This is a genomic window from Pseudomonas sp. NPDC087342, assembly GCF_044744265.1.
In the GTDB taxonomy this organism is placed as follows: Bacteria; Pseudomonadota; Gammaproteobacteria; order Pseudomonadales; family Pseudomonadaceae; genus Aquipseudomonas; species Aquipseudomonas nunensis.
Map to the genome: position 1 here is coordinate 111,493 of NZ_JBIUXZ010000001.1, position 16,600 is coordinate 128,092.

A 16,600-nucleotide genomic window follows, 5' to 3' on the forward strand; every position below is an offset into this window, starting at 1 on the left:
CAAACCATGCACTTTCTCCCATTGATCCGCGTGCAGCGTCAAGCAAAAGGCGCTGCGCCTATTCCACAGGCGTCGGAATCTGCATCGACGCGCTTTCCCCCATCGTGCTGTATTGCTCACGCAGGGCGCGTAGTTCCTTGGTCCCGAGCTTGTCCAGGCACAGTGCCGCGTTCTGCGCTTCGTGGGTGGCGCGAAGCAGCTCGTCGATTTTCAAATGCAGAATGTCGTTGTCGCGGTTTTGGGTGTTTTGAATCAGGAAAACCATCAGGAAGGTGATGATGGTGGTCGAGGTGTTGATGATCAGTTGCCAGGTGTCGTTGTAATGGAAGTACGGGCCGGTGCACGCCCAGATGCCGATCAGGGCGATGGCGAGCAGAAAGGTTTTGGAGCTGCCGGCCCAGTTGGAGAGGGATTGACAGAATTTTGCGAATTTCATGGCCGTGGTTCCTGAGGGTGGGTGAACCATGGACTGCGGCGAGTTCTTGAAATTCTTTTTTACATTTAGATAGTCCGACGAAATGTCGTTTTTTGGGTGGAGGTGTCTGGCTTGCGGGTTGTGGTGGTGTTGAGGGCTTCTTCGCGGGCGAGCCTCGCTCCTACAGAGGGGGAGGTGTGGGGCGGGACTGGCTGAGCAGTTGGCTGAAAGCTTGTTTGTCGATCGGGCGGCTCATGTAGAAGCCTTGCACTTCGTGGCATTGATCGGCGCGGAGGATGTTCAGTTGCTCTTCGGTTTCGACGCCTTCGGCGGTGACGGTCAGGCCCATGGCTTTGCCCAGGCCGATGATCGCCTGGACCACGGCGCGGTCGTTGCCTCCGCTGCCCATCGAGGCGATGAAGCGTTTGTCGATTTTGATGCCATCGAACGGGTAGGCGCGCAGGTAGCCCAGTGAGGAATAGCCGGTGCCGAAGTCGTCCATGTTCAAGCGCACACCGAGTTCCTTAAGGGCATTCATGGTGGTGAGGGCGCCGTCGATGTCGTTGAGCATCACGTTTTCGGTGATCTCCAGTTCGAGGCGGCTGGCCGGGAAGCGCGTTTCGACCAGCACCTCGCGGACATCCTCGACCACGTCGCTGCGGGCGAATTGGGCCGGGGACAGGTTGACCGATAACATGAGGTCGTCCGGCCAGGTGAGCGCGGTTTCACAGGCCTCGCGCAGGACCCAGCGGCCCAGCGGCACGATCAGGTCGGTTTGTTCGGCCAACGGAATGAACAAGTCCGGCCCCAGCAGCCCTTGACTCGGATGCTGCCAGCGGACCAGCGCTTCAACCGAGACGATTTCCTTGCCGTCCACTTTGTAGCGCGGCTGGTAATGCAGCACAAACTCATGCCGTTGCACCGCCAGCCGCAGGTCGTTTTCCAGTTGGCGACGATGCTGGATCTGGTCGCTCATGTGCGCTTCGAAATAGCACCAGGTGTTTTTACCGTCGGACTTGGCTTTGTACAGGGCAATGTCGGCACAGCGAATCAGTTCGCTGGGCACATAACCCAGGCGTCGGCTGAGGGCGATGCCCAGGCTCGCGCCGACATGCAGGGCATGCTGTTCATAGTGGATGGGCCGGTGCAGGCTTTCGATCAGCCGAGAGCAGAACTTGTCGACCTCGCTGCGGCTGTCCATGTTGTGCAGCACCACGACAAACTCGTCACCGCCCAGCCTGGCCACGATGTCATGGTCGCGGGTGCACTCGCGCAAACGCGCGCCGACTTCCTGCAACACCACATCGCCGGCGGGATGGCCAAGTGAATCGTTGATCGGTTTGAAGTTGTCCAGGTCGAGCATCAATAACGTCAGCGGCGCCGAGTGCTCCTTGAGCAGCAAGGCCTCTTCCAGGTAACGCGCAAGCTTGTTGCGGTTGGGCAATCCGGTCAGCGCGTCGTGCATCGACAGGTGCTGGATTTGCGCGTGGGCGGCGACTTCATCGGTGATGTCGCTGGCGGTGCCCCGGTAACCAACGATGCGCTGGTTGTCGAAGATCGGTCGCGCAGACACCCGGCAGTAGCGCTGTTCCCCGGTCTGATCGCGGTAGGTGCAGCGCAGGTCGCTGACGCTGTTTTCTTCGGTCAGTTTGTTCAGCCACAGGGGCAGCGGTGTGGTGTCGCAATACAGCAGTTGCTCGATGTTCAGTCCCAGCCATTGTTGATCGGAGAAGCCCGTGACGGCGCTGAAGCGTCCGGACAAGTAGGTGATGAACTGGCGCTGATCGATTTCCCAGATCCAGTCGGACGCCGCTTCCGCCACCGCGCGAAAGCGCTCTTCACTGGCCTCCAAAGCGTGATTGGCGGTTTCCAGCGCCTGGTTGGAGGCTTGCAACACTTCATAACTGCTGTCGACGTATCGGGACGAGCGCAGCGCATAGCGGAAGAAATACGCGGTCAGCAACATCAGCAACACCAAGGTCCCACCCAAGGTTGGCAACAACGACCACAACAAATGCTTGCCGGGCCGATCGAGTTCAGCGATCAGGCTGTAGCCGGTGCTGTCCAGTGGCACTTGCTGCTGGTTTTTGGCGAGGGAGCCATCGAGGGCGAGTTTCAGATTTTCCAGGCCATAGCTGGTGCCCAGGGCATGCAGTTTGGCCGTGCTCAGTTGATCGACGAACACGAGCACTGACGTGGTTTTCGGATCTTCAATCGGACGCTCGTCATTCGGCATGATCGCCTCGGCGGTCAACAACGCGGGCGCTCCCTCGAACATCGTGTACAGGCTCACCGGTTTGGTCAGTTCCTCCTGGCTCTGGACCTGCTCGATCAACGCGGCGGCAGACGCCGTCAGGTAACTGGAAAATTCCTCTTGGACCAATTGCCCGCGAACCACCGCGTATTTTGTGCGCGCCCGATCGAGCACGAACACGCCCTCGTAGCCATCGCTGCTGAACATGGTTTTACCCATGTTTTGCTGGGTGTACGCCCAGTCAGTGTCCACTTCACCGTTCAAATGGTCATAGGCGGAGGTCCAGAAGGCGTAACTGGTGATGTAGTTTTTTGACGCGGTGATGCGGTTTTCCAGCGCACGGGCGGTGTAGAAGCGGGTGTCGTTGATGTCTTCGGCGTCGAGGCCGGTGGCGATGCTGAACAGCGCGCCGACCACCATGCACACGCCGACGATAAACAGAATCGCCATCGCAAAAGCCAGGCGTCGGGTTACAAGGTTTTGTCGCGTGGGAGCGGGGGCCGTATAGGCTGAGACATCCATGCACTCGTCCTTGATCCATTGTCGCGGCGGGTGGGCAGCCTTGGTTGATGCACTGGTCAGGCTGCCCGGCGATCCAGTCATTTGCGACGGTCGGTGATGACTCTATGGGCGTGAGTATAGGTCGCGTGGGGGAGAGCGTTGGGATCGTTGGGTTTTGCGGTGGCTGATCTGGCGCCTTCGCGGGCAAGCCTCGCTCCTACAAGGGATCTTCTACTCCTCGTAGGAGCGAGGCTTGCCCGCGAAGAGGCCCACCCAGCCACCACAAACCCCGGATCAATTCGAGGTCCGTCATCCTGAGATAGACTCAACACGGTGCATCAACCGGCAGGAGTGACCACTGTGGCGCGATTCAAATGGATTCGCTGATCACCGCAGCAGCGCGGGCACTGGCGGCGGGTGATCCCCTCGGTGCGCTGAACCGCATCGCCTTGCGCGACGACGCGGCGGCGCTGGCCCTGCGGGGTATCGCGATGGCGCAGCTCGGCGATCTGCTGCGAGCACGGACACTGGTGCAGCGGGCGGCGCGGGCGTTCGGGCCAAAAGAGGCGTTGGCGCGAGCGCGATGTGTGGTCGCCGAGGCCGAGATCGCGTTGGCGTCACGGGACCTAGGTTGGCCGGTCAAGAAGCTCGACGCGGCACGGCTGACGCTTGAGGCCCACGGCGATTTCGTTAATGCCGCTCATGCGCGGTATCTGGAGATTCGGCGTCTGCTGCTGATCGGACGCCTGGATGAAGCGCAGCACACACTTGCCGAACTCGACCCCGCGCCGTTGCCGCCAGCCCTGCGTGCGGTGCATGAACTGGTGGTGGCCGGGATCGCGATGCGGCGCCTGCAATCGAACACGGCACGTGCGGCCTTGACCCGAGCCGAAGCGGCCGCCCGGGATGCCGCGATACCGGCACTGACTGCCGAAGTCGAGCACGCTACGCTGGTCCTCGACACGCCCGTCGCGCGGTTGATTGCCCATGGCCAGGCGCGACCGGTGTTGCTGGCGGAAGTTGAGGCGCTGCTCGCCTCGACATCGCTGGTGGTGGACGCCTGCCGCTACAGCGTGCGCGGTGCTGGCATGTCGGTGTCCCTGGCTTCACGGCCGGTGCTGTTCGCTATCGTCCGGGCGCTGGCCGAAGCCTGGCCGGGCGATGTGTCGAGAGAATCGCTGATCGCCCGGGCCTTTCGCTTGAAGCTTGGCGATGAGTCCCATCGCGCCCGTTTGCGCGTCGAAGTCGGACGCTTACGTGCGGCGCTGGAACCCCTGGCCAGCATGACCGCCACCTCGCGCGGTTTTGCGTTGGTGGTGCGCGGTGAAAGCGACGTCGTCCTATTGGCGCAGCCTGTCGAGGAGAAATACGCGACGCTGTTTGCGTTCCTTGCCGATGGCGAGTCGTGGTCGAGCTCCGCCCTTGCGCTGGCGCTCGGCACCAGTCAGCGCAGCGTGCAACGGGCACTCGATACGCTGGCGGCGGAAGACAAGGTGCAGTCATTCGGACGTGGCCGGGCGCGGCGCTGGATGACTCCGCCGGTGCCCGGTTTCGCGACGACTTTGTTACTCACGGCGCCGCTGCCCAGTGATTAGGATCACCTCACCAACCCGTGACTGAGGAAGCGATCATGAAAAACTCAACAGCTGAAATACTCCGTGAATATGGCCCCTTTGCCGGTGTCGATGCCGTGCATGGCGTGACCTGGGACGGCCAGCGTGTCTGGTTCGCCAGCGGCGAAAAACTCAACGCCCTCGATCCGGCCAGCGGCCAGACCTTGCGCTCCATCGACGTCAGCGCCGATGCCGGCACTGCGTTCGATGGCGAGCATTTATTCCAGATCGCCGCCGATCGCATCCAGAAAATCGACCCCAAGACCGGCCGCGTGCTGCACACCATTCCTGCGCCCGGCAACAGCGATTCGGGCCTGACCTGGGCGGAAGGGACGCTGTGGGTGGGCGAGTACCGCGACCGCAAGATTCATCAGATCGACCCTGAGACCGGCGCGATCCTGCGCACCATTGAGTCCAACCGTTTTGTCACCGGCGTGACCTGGGTCGAGGGCGCGTTGTGGCATGGCACCTGGGAAGGCGATGAGAGCGAATTGCGGCGGGTTGACCCGACCACTGGCGAGGTCTTGCAGAGCGTGAAAATGCCGGCGGGTGTGGGTGTTTCGGGGCTGGAATCGGATGGCGGCGATCAGTTCTTTTGCGGTGGTGGTGGCAGTGGAAAGGTGAGGGCGGTGCGGCGGCCGAGATGAGCTTAGGTCGATAATTTTTCGGAGACTGTTAGGGCCTCATCGCGAGCAAGCTCGCTCCCACATTCGACCGCATTTCTTCCGAGAGAACGCGGTCCCCTGTGGGAGCGAGCTTGCTCGCGATGAGGCCCGCCACGACAACGAAAGACTCGGAACGATAACGTATGATTGGTGCTTTCCCTCGCCAGCCACAAGGACCACCCCATGGCTTCAAGCAAACGCGAACAAGCCCACATCGAACGCCGCCTCGTCGCGACCCTGACCGAAGCCTGTGAAACCGCCAAAGCCGAAATCATCGGTTTCAGCTGGCTGACCCACGAAGTCGACTACGCCAGATTCCCCTCCAGCCTGCGGGTGATCTGGGTCTTCAATACCGAAGCCGAGAAAAATCAGGCATTGGCCAACGGGCAGGGCGAGCGCATGGTCGAGCTGACCACGTTCGCTTTAACCGAAGCAGAGGTGCTCGTCAGCCCGGTAGCCGCCCATGTGCAGTTCGACTCCGAAGAGCAATGCCAGCGAGTCAACGGCGGGAACTGGGTGCAACGCTTGGCGCGAGGAAAGTCATAGCCCGGCGCCTATCAACTTGAGGTACTCGGGGCTCTCGGAAATTGAGTTGTGTCCGACCCTTGCGATGACCTTCATCGACGCCATGCCCGGATTGAAATGCCCATAGAGCCGATCCGTGCTCGAACGCGGGATCACTTCGTCGTTTTCAGCGGCGATCAAGAGCGTCGGTACGCTGATGTGTTCGGCGTATTTGCCTGAGTCAAACGTATCCTTCAACAACCACTTCACCGGAAAAACCGGGTACTGGCGAACGGCGAGTTCCAGCAGGCTGTTGTAGGGCGTGATCAGGATCAGCCGCGCCGCCGGGCGTTGGCTGGCGAGGCGAATGGCGACGCCGGTGCCGAGGCTGCGACCGATCACCGTCACCTGTGGGTGTTCGGCGTAAACCCGGTCAAACAGGTCCAGGGCATCGCGCGCGATGGCCTCTTCGGAAGGCGAGCCGGAACTGCCACCGTAGCCCCGGTAATGCAGCAGGTAGATCGCCTGATCCGGGAACGCATCAGAAAACGAAGGCAGGTTTTGCGAGACATCTTCGGCATTGCCGCCAAAGTAGATCAACGCCTTGGGGCCGTCGTGGGGCCTTATGGATACCTGCAAATCCGCGTCGGCCACCGAGAGTTTGAGCACCGTGTCCGCTGTGGCGTGGGCGCTGGGTTGCGGGAAGTAGATCAAGGCGCGTTGAAACACGAACAGCGCCAGGCACAGCAGCAGGTAAACGGCTGCGAGCGCTACGAGGATGTACACCAGGGTTCGTGGCATTCGGCTGATTTTTCTGGGTGGCATTGACTGCTCGGGGCTTGTCGCTGATCACTGTCGAGTCTAGTCCGGAAAGCGGATCACCACACAAACCCCTGTGGGAGCGAGCCTGCTCGCGAAGAGGTCATCACATCCAACATCCATGTTGTCTGTCACACCGCCTTCGCGAGCAAGCCAGCTCCCACATTTTGAATTGCTACATCAGGGTGTTTTGCGGCAACCCCAACAACCCCGTCAGCGTATTCATGATCCCCTGCTGCCGCGCCCGATCCACTTGGTGCAGCGCCTCCGCAGCCGCCACATCCGCCGCACAATGCGGGCAAGTCGCTTCGTGTTGATGGATGTACTGCAAACACCCACGGCACAGCGCCAGTTGCGTCGGCACGCGGCCTTCATCCGGCGATTTCTGGCCCTGATTCGCCCAGGCCAGTTTGATCACCTCACCACTGTCACTGACGCTACTCACCGTTTCGCCGGTCTCGATACGCTCGGTGATCAAGTCAAAACGCCCCATCGCGAATGACTTCTGCGCCGCGTCCTCCAGTTTGACAATCCGTTCGCGCAGCCCGCGTTTTTGCAGGTCCAGCGCCCGATAATGGCAGTAGGGATTGTTGCCGGGTTTGCCGAGCAACGAGTGCGAAGTCCAGGTGCAACCGCCACGGCAGACGTCGTTGTAGTAGCAGCTGCGGCAGTAGCCCCACAGGTCATCGACCGAGCGCAGGCGACCGAAGTGCATGCCTTCGCTGTAGTGCCAGATGTCGTGCAGGCTCATGTTGCGCACGTTGCCGCCGGAGAAACCGACGGTGGCCAGCGACGGGCAGCCTTTCACCGTGCCATCGGCCTCCAGCGCCAGCACGGTTTGCCCGGCGGCGCAGCCACTCCAGTGCACGCGTTCGTCGCCGAAACCGCGCCACATATGTTCATACGGGCCGTAGTAGCCGATGTTGTTGCCCACGTTCATCAGCAGGCCGCGATCGACGCCTTCGCGGTACAGGCGCGCGAGCAACGGCATTACTTCGAGCAGTTGATAGGGTTGCAGCAACAGTTCCGGATGATCCACGGCGTTGCCCATGGCGACGGTCAACTGGATCTGCCAGTGGGTGGCGCCGAGGTCGATGATCAGGTTCATCAGTTCGGGCAAGTCGGCCAGGGTGGCGGCGCCGATCTGGGTGTTGACGCTCACTGCCAGCCCGGACTGTTTGGCGCGGCGCAGGGTGTCCACGGCTTTGTCGAATGAGCCGGGCACGTTGCGCACCGCATCGTGCAGCGGCGCCAGTCCGTCCAGCGAGACCCCGACGCCATTGAGCCCGGCGTCCACTGCGGCCTGCATTTTTGCTGGCGTGAGGTTGCGGCCACCGGTCTGGATCGCGCAATACATGCCGTGGTCGTGGATGGCCTGGATCAGTCGGGTCCAGTCCTTGCGCAGATAGGCTTCGCCGCCAATCAGAGTGATCTCGCGGGTGCCGAGCGCCGCCAGGGAATCAATGACGTCGAGGCATTCCCGGGTGTTCAATTCGTCGGGTCGGCGGTGCCCGGCGCGGGAGCCGCAATGCAGGCATTTGAGGTCGCAGGCCAGGGTGATTTCCCAGACCACATGCACCGGCACGTAGCGCTTGAGGTCGGTTTCACTGAGGTAGCGGGCAGGGCGATTGTCTGACATGGGAAATCCTTGCGCACCGACATGTGCGCGGCACGAATCCATCGTAGTTGTGGCGAGGGAGCACGCCCTCGCCACGGATCACTCCAATCACTTCACTGACGGTTAGCGCGCTTCCAGACGCGCAATTTCCGCGTTCAACTGCTCCAGCGCACCGCGCAGGGCACCGCTGTGAGCCAGTTGCTGTTCGCCCTTGTTCACCACCGATTTCAACTGCGCCAGATCACCACTGGCTTGCGCCTGTTGTACCGCGACGGCGTACAGCGGCTGGGCGTGGTGCGGGTGCTCCGGGGTGATAACGATGGGGGCCGGGCTGACGGCGGCGTGTTTGATCTCATGCCAGATACCCTGCTCGTAGTACCGATAGTCGACAAAACCGCTGATCCAGTCGGCACCGAGAATGCCCCTCAAATGAAAGGTCTGGGCAATCTGGCTGAGCGGGCCGCTCGGGCTGCCATCCAGGGTCAAAATGATGTGGCTCTCGGCCGTCGGAATCAGTTTGACCTCGGAATACGCACCCCACACCCGAGCATGAAAGTGCACGGGCGGATGGGTGGTTTGAACGAGGCTGGCAACCCCGCTGACTTTCTTTTTAACCGTATCCACCAGCAGGTCGAGGGTCAGGACCGGGGCGCCGAGCAGATGATTGCTGACGTTGAGGCGTGTGTGAAAAAGTCCGATAGACATGGTGCAACTCCCTTAAGTGTTTTCAGGACAAGCCAGGCACATTGAGTGGCCGGGTCAGCGGCGTTCCAGCCGACTGATTTCGCCCTTGGCGTCTTCCAGAGCACTTTGCAGTTGTGGCTGCTGATCCAGTTGCTGTTTGGCCAGGCTGGCCAGGCTTTTCATCTGCGCCAGGTCACCGCTGGCAATGGCGCTTTGAATTGGCGCGGCGTACAGCGGCATGATCGGTGGATAGGGTGACTGTGGTGGAATCACCGGGCCGGGTTCCAGGGGCGGGAAGGCGCTGGAGCGCACGGTTTCGGCGAGATGGGCGGGCACGTTGTTCACTTCGACCCAGCGTTGGCCATCAAGGTAGGAGTAGTTGGCGACCCCGTCTTTCCAGTCGGTGCCCACCACCAGTTGGATCTTGAAATTCACGATGGAATTGGAGCCCGGGCCGCCCTGATTGCCTTGTGCGGTGATCAGGATTTTGCTGACCCCCGGCGACATGACCGTCAGGTAGGTGTATTCGCCCCAGACATCGGAATGCACATCCAGCGGCGGGTTGGTTGCTTGAGTGATTGCCGCTGTGCCGCTGACCGTTTCTTCAGGGGTAAATACCAGCAGATTAAGTGCCAGGCTTTGTGCGCCCGGTGCCGAAGTACCAATACGGTAGGCGAGCGGGAACAAGCCGACAGGCTGTTGATTAGAACCAGACATGGTTATTGCCTCCATTGCAATAAGGGGAGAAAACAGAGCTAGTGTTTTTCCTGGCGCGTAACTTCCTTGGCCAGTCTTTCGTAGGCGGTCTGTAGCTCTTTGGGTTCAGCTTTGGCTGCGTCGCGTTGTTTCAATAACGCTTTCATCTTTTGCAGATTGCCTTCCGTGATCGCGTCATGGATGGCGGCCCCGTACGGGGGGATGGGATGAGACGAAGAACTGCTCATAACGACTCCTTCCGTGGTCTGTGTGACACTGCTCCGATCAGCAGTTTTTGCAGTTAAGCAGGACTCTTTGAATATGCAATGGCCAATGAAGGCATAATGCCTGTTAAATTTTTAATACGTATTTAGTAATCGCGATGCGTTTGGATATCACATAATTAATATTAAGAATGGCGATTAATAAAAACGTATTCAGCTTTTTCCTCATATATAAATGGTGTCTTTATCGCCATTAATAATGAGATGTTCATATAACGTTTGGCATTAAACTTTATTGTCATTTGATCGGGGTTCAGGACCCAAAACCGGGAGTACGAAATGACCGAGCGCCATCTGATCCACACCGAAACATTGCACAACGGCTGCAAAATCGAGGTGAAAGCCAAGATCCTGAGGGACGGCTCGCTGGAGATGTTTATCGGGGTTTACCGGCCGGACGGCACGGTGATTCTGGAGAACAACGATCCATCGCCACATCTGCTGGATATGGAGGCCGCGATGGAGTGGGGCATCGAGATCGCCAGGCAGGCCGCTAACGCTCAGACCGCCTGACCTTCATTCATCGCCAGATAGCGCTTGAACCAGTCCAGCGTGCGGCTCCAGGCAAGTTTGGCGGCGGCTTCATCGTAGCGAGGCGTGGAGTCGTTATGAAAGCCGTGGTTCGCGCCGGGGTAGATGTAGGCTTCATAGGTCTTGCCCGACGCTTTCAACGCCTGCTCGAAGGCTGGCCAACCTTCGTTGATGCGGGTGTCCAGTTCGCCGTAATGCAGCATCAACGGTGCCTTGATGCGCGGCACATCCTTGGCCTCGGGTTGGCGACCATAAAACGACACTGCCGCGCCCAGTTCCGGGTAGGCCACGGCCGCCGCATTGACCACGCCACCGCCATAGCAGAAACCGGTAATCCCGACTTTGCCGGTGCCCGCCGCATGACTCATCAGCCACTCGATGGCGGCGAAAAAATCATTCATGAGTTTTTCCGGGTCAACGGTCAGTTGCAGTTCGCGACCCTTGTCATCGTTGCCGGGGTAGCCGCCCACCGAGGTCAGGCCATCCGGGGCGAGGGCGATGAAACCAGCCTTGGCCAGGCGCCGGGCGACGTCTTCGATATACGGGTTGAGCCCACGGTTTTCATGCACGACCACCACCGCCGGCAACTTGCCGGTGGCTTTCGCCGGGCGCACCAGATAACCGCGCACCTGGCCGTTGCCCTTGGGTGACGGGTAGGTGATGTACTCGGCGAGGATGTCCGGGTCGGTGAATGCCACTTGCTCGGCCAAGGCGTAATTCGGGCTCAGGGCGGCGAGCAGGGCGGAGGCGGTCAAACCACCCAGAGTGAACAGCGCCGCACGGTCGAGGAACTCGCGGCGGTTGATCTGGCCATGCACGTAATAGTCGTAGAGTTCCAGCAATTCGGGGGCGAAGTCTTTTGCGGTCAGGCGGGTCATTGGCCAGTTTCCTGTCGGTTCATTCGTAAAGAGCGCCTAGGCATTCGCGACCTTGGCGGTGCGGATGAACAACGCGCGCACCTTGTCCCAGAAGTTGCCGCCCAGCACGAAGAAGCTGCCGATCAACATGAGATCGCCCAGCAATTGCACCTGCCAGAGGTTTGGCCGCAGCCCCGGCCAGATATTGTCGACATAGGGTTCAAGAAACGCCGCGATCAGCGGCACGCAAAACATGACGAGTCCGATTCGATGGCGAACCGGGCCCACTTCGGCATCTGCGCTGGGCGCCAGTGAAGTCACGTAGCCGAACACGCTGCGCTTCAACTGCTGGAACCCGGCCTTGCCCATCACCGCGATCACCAGGATCAGCAGCACTTTATTGCTGATAAACAGCACTCCGGTCAGCGCCGCGACTTTCGAGCCCGGCACCCCGACCGCAGCGGCGAGCGGCACCATCAGCCACGAGCCCAGCATCAGGCAGAGAATCACGATGCCCAGTTTGAAGCGCCAGCCGGCCGAGTGGGGTTGGGTGGTCATGAGGGTCGCACCTTTGATGGATTGCCGTTGTTTTGCGAGCACTTGAAAAGCGTAGCAGCTGACTCGCGACTGTGAGCAAGTCTGCGTTTTGCAACGCTCGCCTTTCATAGGGCCGGCTATGCTCCAGTCATCTTCCTTGGCCGGGGAAAAACCCTATGCATTCACGTGCCGCCATGCTGATCCGGTCGGGGCCGCTTTTGCTGCTGGTGCTCGGCTTCAGCGGCTGCGCGCGCGTCGGACCGGACTTCCAGCCGCCGGGCGAGGAATGGGTCAAACACTGGAGCACCCCGGCGCTGGAGAAAGCCAGTGAGCGGGGCGACAGCCCGGACCTGCGCCAGTGGTGGCAGGTCTTCAATGACCCGGTGCTCGACCAGTTGATCACCGACGCGGATGCCCACAACTCCAGCCTGAAAATCGCCGGTCTGCGGGTGATCGAAGCCCGGGCGCAATTGGGCATCGCCCAGGCCGGGCGTTATCCGCAATTGCAGCAGGCCAATGTCGATCTGCTGTATGCGGAGCGCCGCCAGTACAGCGGCAGCAACCCGAAGAACAGCCGTTTCTGGCAATTCAGCGAAGGCTTCGACGTCGGTTGGGAACTGGATTTCTGGGGGCGTTTCAGTCGCGCCATCGAGTCCTCGGATGCCAGTTACTTCGCGGCCCAGGCCAACTATGAAGACGTGCTGGTGCTGCTACGCGCGCAAGTGGCGGACACCTACTTTTCCATGCGCACCACTGAAGCGCGATTGCGCGTGGCGCGGGACAATACCCAGCAGCAAAAGCGCAGCCTGGAGATCACGCGCAAGCTGTTCAACAGTGGCCAGACCGCCGAACTCGACCTGCAACAGGCCAAGACCCAATACCTCGGCACGCTGGCGAGCATCCCCAACCTTGAAGACCAGTTGCATCGAACCCGCAACGCCTTGTCGGTGCTGACCGGGCAGGCGCCGGGCGAACTGCCGCAGGTCACTGAAAACGAGGAGCTGATCCCGCTGCTGGACTGCGCGGTGCTGCGTGATGTGCCGGCCAATCTGCTGCTGCGTCGCCCGGATGTGCGCGCCGCCGAGTTGAATGTCGCTGCCCAGTCGGCGTTGATCGGCGTGGCCGTCAGTGATTTCTATCCGTCGCTGACCCTGCTCGGCAGCATCGTCTGGACCGCCACTTCTGTGGGCGGTACGCCGAACAATCTGGACTTTGTCGGCGGCCCGAGCCTGCGCTGGAACCTGTTCGATCACGGCCAGATCAGCAATAACGTGCGGGTGCAGGATGCGCGTTTGCAACAACTGATCGAGTCCTATCGCGACACCGTGCGCCAGGCCGCCCGGGAGGCCGACGATGCCGCCGGCGGCCTGAGCAAATCTTTGGAGCGCGAACGCATCCTGCGCCAGGCCGAGGTCGCGGCCAAGCGCTCACTGGTGCTGGCGCGGGCGCAATACACCGAAGGCTTCTCCGACTTTCAGCGAGTGCTGGATGCGCAACGGGCGCTGCTCGAACAACAGGACAACTACCTGGTCAGCCGCAGCAACGCGGTGAGCAATCTGATCGCCCTGTACAAGGCCCTCGGCGGTGGTTGGTACGCCGCGCAACCGATCGTTGATCGCGCCACGCAAAAGCAAATGGAAAAACGCACCGACTGGGGCGACTTGCTCGATGAGCCCGCCGCCACGCCGCCAGTCTTTCCCCAGCTCGACAAGGTGAACAAGCATGAGTGAAGCCGCGCAGCCCTCCGTCGAAGCGCCTGCACCCGAGGCGCCAACGCCGGTTGCCGACCCGGCGAAAAAAGGCATCAAGTGGGTGTTGCTGCTGATCCTCATCAGCCTCGCCTGGTACTTGCTGGCCGACCGCTTCACGCCTTACACGCAACAGGCGCGGGTCGGGGCGTTCGTGATTCCGGTCGCATCGGAAGTGGCCGGCCGGGTGATCCGGGTGAACGTGCGCAACAACCAGGACGTGCGGGCCGGGGACATCCTTTTTGAGGTCGACCCGCAGCCGTATCAGATCGCCGTGGATCGCGCCCGCGCTGACCTCGAATCGACCCGCCGCCAGATCGGCGCCAGCACCGCCGGCATCGCTTCGGCGCAAGCCTCGTTGCGTTCCGCCCAAGCCAACGAATTGAGGGCGCGGCAGGACAGTCAGCGGCTGGAAGGTTTGTACCGCGCGGATAAAGGCACCGTGTCGGTACGCTTGCTGGAAGTGTCCCGGGCCAATCTCGAACAGGCCACCAGCCAGGTTGCGGCGGCGGAGGCCGAAGTGCTGCGGGCGAAGGAGCAGGAAGGCGGTAGCGAGGCGGAAAACGCCTTGCTGCGTAGCGCCGCGACGGCGTTGTCAAAGGCTGAACTGGATTTGGCCAACACCCGCATCGGCGCGCGCTCGGCCGGGCTGATCACCGACCTGCGCACCGATGTCGGCCAATTCACTGCCGGGGGCAGTCCGGTGATGACCCTGATCGCCATCCACGACGTGTGGATCAGTGCCGACATGACCGAGAACAACCTTGGCCTGGTCAAACCCGACACGCCGGTGGCCATCGTGCTGGATGCATTGCCGGGGGAAGTGTTCGGCGGCCGGGTGCGCAGTGTCGGCTATGGCGTGAGTGTCGGCCAGACCACCACGCCCGGCACCTTGCCGAGCGTGCAGAACAGCCGCGACTGGCTGCGCCCGGCCCAGCGTTTTCCAGTGGTGATCGAGTTTGATGAAGAGGCCTTGAACGCTTTGCGCGACAGTCGCGCCATCCGCGCGGGCGGGCAGGCGGAAGTCATGGCGTTCCCGGCCTCGGGAAATCCATTGAATCCGCTCGGTCGGGTGTTTTTACGCCTGATGAGCTGGCTGTCGTATGCCTACTAATCGCACGCCCCGGGATCAGCGTTCACTGCGGCTGGCCACCGGCACGGCGCTGTGCCTGGCCACGAGTTTCGGCCTGGCGTTGCCGATTCCTTTTCTTTCGCCGGTGCTGGCGCTGCTGTTTTTGGCCACGCTCAATCGGCCACTGCCGTTCAAGGCCGGGGTGGTGCTGGCGCTGGTGGCGACGCTCACCACTGGCATCGGTCTGTTGCTGATTCCGCTGCTGGGGCATTACCCGGTCAGTGGGTTGTTGCTGATTGGCGTTGGCTTGTTCCTGGTGTTTCGCTTTGGCCTGCGCGGCGGGAATAACCTGATCGTGACCTTTCTGGTGATCGGCCTGACCATGATTTCTGCGGCAGGGACCGCGAGTTTTGACTTGGCGCTGCTGGTGATTGGTGCGCTGGTCAAAGGGTTGCTGCTCGCCGTGTTGGTGGTGATCTTGAGTCATGGGCTGTTTCCCGAACCGGCCAATGCGCCGCCGTCACCTGTGCCCCCGATGCTTCCTGCCGAGGAGGTTGATCGAGTGGCGTTGCGCGCCACGCTGATCGTGTTGCCGGCGTTCCTGCTGGCGTTGATCGATCCGGCGAGCTATCTGCCGATCATCCTCAAAGCCGTCAGCCTGGGGCAGCAGAGTTCCACGACCACCGCGCGCAATGCCGGTCGCGAGTTGATTGGTTCTACGCTGTTGGGCGGTGTGTTGGCGATCCTGTTCTGGTGTGCGTTGAGCCTGTTTGTGCACCTGTGGATGTTCTTCCTGTGGATGCTGCTGTTCGGCCTGGTGCTGGCGCGCAAACTCTATGCGCTGAGCCCGACCCGTTTCAGTCCGGGGTTCTGGCTGAATACGCTGATCACGCTGATTATCCTGCTCGGCCAATCGGTGCAGGACAGCGCCGCTGGCAAGGATGTCTACACCGCGTTCGCCGTGCGCATGGGGCTGTTTATCGCGGTGACGTTGTATGCCTGGCTGATGGTGCATCTGCTGGAACAACGCCGGGTGAGCCCAGCCTGAACCCAGGCTGAACGGCTCTGCGGTGGGCAGCGCTTTGGACGAGGGCTGGCCTTACACTTCGGCACTCGTCCAACCCCTGAAGTCAAAGCCATGTCTGAAGCGTTCGAAGTCCCCAGCCCTCACGAACATCATGTCGAACACGTCACGCATCACGCGCATGGCACCGGTGATAACTTCGCCAGCAAAATCGCGGTGATGACCGCGATCATGGCCACCATCGGTGCGCTGCTCAGCTATCAGGCGGGCTCCACGGAGAGCGAAGCGGCGATGGACAAGAACAACGCCGCCATCGAGAAAACCGAAGCGTCTAACCAGTGGAATTACTACCAGGCCAAATCCAGTCGGCAGAACTTGTCCGAGTTGGCGACCCATATCCCCGGGATCGATGCTGCGCACTACGCTGCCGAAGCCGAGCGCTATAAAAAAGAAAAGGAAGTCGTGCGCAAGAAGGCCGAAGCGCTGGAAGAAGAGGTGCGGGTGTGGGATGAAAAGTCAGAACAGGCCCTGCATCAGCATCACCGCTGGGCCCAAGCGATGACCGCGATCCAGATCGCAATTTCCCTGGCAGCAATCACCTTGCTGACCCGCAAGGAATGGCTGAAAAAAGTCGCCTACACCGCGGCGGGTGCCAGTGTGGTGTTGGGCACACTGGCGTGGTTGCATTTGTAAAGCACCCATCTGATTGCACACACCAATCCCTGTGGGAGCGAGCCTGCTCGCGAAAGCTATCTACCCTTCAACATTGATATTGACT

General features: G+C 61.0%; 17 protein-coding genes. 8 read left to right on the forward strand and 9 right to left on the reverse strand.

Going from position 1 to position 16,600, the window contains the following annotated elements; translation table 11 throughout:
• Positions 1 to 58 precede the first annotated feature (58 nt).
• Entirely contained in the window at positions 59 to 436 is a 378-nt protein-coding gene (locus ACIOYV_RS00565; protein WP_054055276.1) for a low affinity iron permease family protein, read from the reverse strand.
• Between the two features lie 160 nt (positions 437 to 596).
• A complete protein-coding gene (locus tag ACIOYV_RS00570; protein WP_401322530.1) occupies positions 597 to 3,191 on the reverse strand; it encodes an EAL domain-containing protein in 2,595 nt (864 codons plus the stop codon).
• 353 nt (positions 3,192 to 3,544) lie between these two features.
• Between ACIOYV_RS00570 and ACIOYV_RS00575 the strand changes: the two genes are divergently transcribed.
• The 3 genes from ACIOYV_RS00575 to ACIOYV_RS00585 all read left to right on the forward strand — a co-directional run bounded on the left by ACIOYV_RS00575 (position 3,545) and on the right by ACIOYV_RS00585 (position 5,994).
• Positions 3,545 to 4,765 carry a helix-turn-helix domain-containing protein gene (locus tag ACIOYV_RS00575; protein ID WP_401319898.1) on the forward strand — a complete coding sequence of 407 codons (1,221 nt, stop codon included), beginning with the start codon at positions 3,545 to 3,547 and terminating at the stop codon, positions 4,763 to 4,765.
• Between the two features lie 35 nt (positions 4,766 to 4,800).
• Positions 4,801 to 5,430, forward strand: coding sequence for a PQQ-binding-like beta-propeller repeat protein (locus ACIOYV_RS00580; RefSeq protein WP_401319901.1), 630 nt, complete (start codon positions 4,801 to 4,803; stop codon positions 5,428 to 5,430).
• Positions 5,431 to 5,631: 201 nt separating this feature from the next.
• Positions 5,632 to 5,994, forward strand: coding sequence for a hypothetical protein (locus ACIOYV_RS00585; RefSeq protein WP_401319903.1), 363 nt, complete (start codon positions 5,632 to 5,634; stop codon positions 5,992 to 5,994).
• Here ACIOYV_RS00585 and ACIOYV_RS00590 read toward each other — a convergent pair.
• The 5 genes from ACIOYV_RS00590 to ACIOYV_RS00610 form a co-directional block, all read right to left on the reverse strand.
• The gene (locus tag ACIOYV_RS00590; protein WP_401319905.1) at positions 5,989 to 6,777 is read right to left on the reverse strand and encodes an alpha/beta hydrolase; all 789 of its coding nucleotides are present in this window, start codon (positions 6,775 to 6,777) and stop codon (positions 5,989 to 5,991) included. The two genes, ACIOYV_RS00585 and ACIOYV_RS00590, sit on opposite strands and share 6 nt — an antisense overlap.
• 169 nt (positions 6,778 to 6,946) lie before the next feature.
• Positions 6,947 to 8,410 carry a GDL motif peptide-associated radical SAM/SPASM maturase gene (locus ACIOYV_RS00595; protein ID WP_401319908.1) on the reverse strand — a complete coding sequence of 488 codons (1,464 nt, stop codon included), beginning with the start codon at positions 8,408 to 8,410 and terminating at the stop codon, positions 6,947 to 6,949.
• A gap of 102 nt (positions 8,411 to 8,512) precedes the next feature.
• Positions 8,513 to 9,094, reverse strand: a complete 582-nt coding sequence (locus tag ACIOYV_RS00600; RefSeq protein ID WP_401319910.1) for a DUF1842 domain-containing protein — start codon at positions 9,092 to 9,094, stop codon at positions 8,513 to 8,515.
• Between the two features lie 54 nt (positions 9,095 to 9,148).
• On the reverse strand, positions 9,149 to 9,790 hold the full coding sequence (locus tag ACIOYV_RS00605; RefSeq protein ID WP_401319913.1) for a DUF1842 domain-containing protein: 642 nt from the start codon (positions 9,788 to 9,790) through the stop codon (positions 9,149 to 9,151).
• Between the two features lie 38 nt (positions 9,791 to 9,828).
• Positions 9,829 to 10,017: a DUF1843 domain-containing protein gene (locus tag ACIOYV_RS00610; protein ID WP_054054566.1), complete on the reverse strand. Its 189-nt coding sequence runs from the start codon at positions 10,015 to 10,017 to the stop codon at positions 9,829 to 9,831.
• A gap of 315 nt (positions 10,018 to 10,332) precedes the next feature.
• On the opposite strand from ACIOYV_RS00610, the gene ACIOYV_RS00615 reads away from it, so the two are divergent.
• The gene (locus tag ACIOYV_RS00615; protein WP_401319916.1) at positions 10,333 to 10,566 is read left to right on the forward strand and encodes a hypothetical protein; all 234 of its coding nucleotides are present in this window, start codon (positions 10,333 to 10,335) and stop codon (positions 10,564 to 10,566) included.
• On the opposite strand, the gene yghX is transcribed toward ACIOYV_RS00615, so the two are convergent.
• Together yghX and ACIOYV_RS00625 are read right to left on the reverse strand one after the other, a co-directional pair.
• Positions 10,554 to 11,462 (reverse strand): YghX family hydrolase, encoded by a 909-nt coding sequence (gene yghX, locus ACIOYV_RS00620; protein WP_401319919.1) that lies wholly within the window; start codon positions 11,460 to 11,462, stop codon positions 10,554 to 10,556. The two genes, ACIOYV_RS00615 and yghX, sit on opposite strands and share 13 nt — an antisense overlap.
• 36 nt (positions 11,463 to 11,498) lie before the next feature.
• On the reverse strand, positions 11,499 to 11,999 hold the full coding sequence (locus tag ACIOYV_RS00625) for a transporter suffix domain-containing protein (protein WP_401319922.1): 501 nt from the start codon (positions 11,997 to 11,999) through the stop codon (positions 11,499 to 11,501).
• Between the two features lie 173 nt (positions 12,000 to 12,172).
• Between ACIOYV_RS00625 and ACIOYV_RS00630 the strand changes: the two genes are divergently transcribed.
• The 4 genes from ACIOYV_RS00630 (at position 12,173) to ACIOYV_RS00645 (ending at position 16,515) form a co-directional block, all read left to right on the forward strand.
• Positions 12,173 to 13,708 carry an efflux transporter outer membrane subunit gene (locus ACIOYV_RS00630; protein ID WP_401322533.1) on the forward strand — a complete coding sequence of 512 codons (1,536 nt, stop codon included), beginning with the start codon at positions 12,173 to 12,175 and terminating at the stop codon, positions 13,706 to 13,708.
• Positions 13,701 to 14,840 carry an HlyD family secretion protein gene (locus ACIOYV_RS00635; RefSeq protein WP_401319924.1) on the forward strand — a complete coding sequence of 380 codons (1,140 nt, stop codon included), beginning with the start codon at positions 13,701 to 13,703 and terminating at the stop codon, positions 14,838 to 14,840. Before ACIOYV_RS00630 ends, ACIOYV_RS00635 begins: the two co-directional genes overlap by 8 nt.
• Entirely contained in the window at positions 14,830 to 15,846 is a 1,017-nt protein-coding gene (locus ACIOYV_RS00640; protein ID WP_401319926.1) for a DUF2955 domain-containing protein, read from the forward strand. Before ACIOYV_RS00635 ends, ACIOYV_RS00640 begins: the two co-directional genes overlap by 11 nt.
• A gap of 90 nt (positions 15,847 to 15,936) precedes the next feature.
• Positions 15,937 to 16,515 carry a DUF4337 domain-containing protein gene (locus ACIOYV_RS00645; RefSeq protein ID WP_054054553.1) on the forward strand — a complete coding sequence of 193 codons (579 nt, stop codon included), beginning with the start codon at positions 15,937 to 15,939 and terminating at the stop codon, positions 16,513 to 16,515.
• Positions 16,516 to 16,600: the final 85 nt, after the last annotated feature.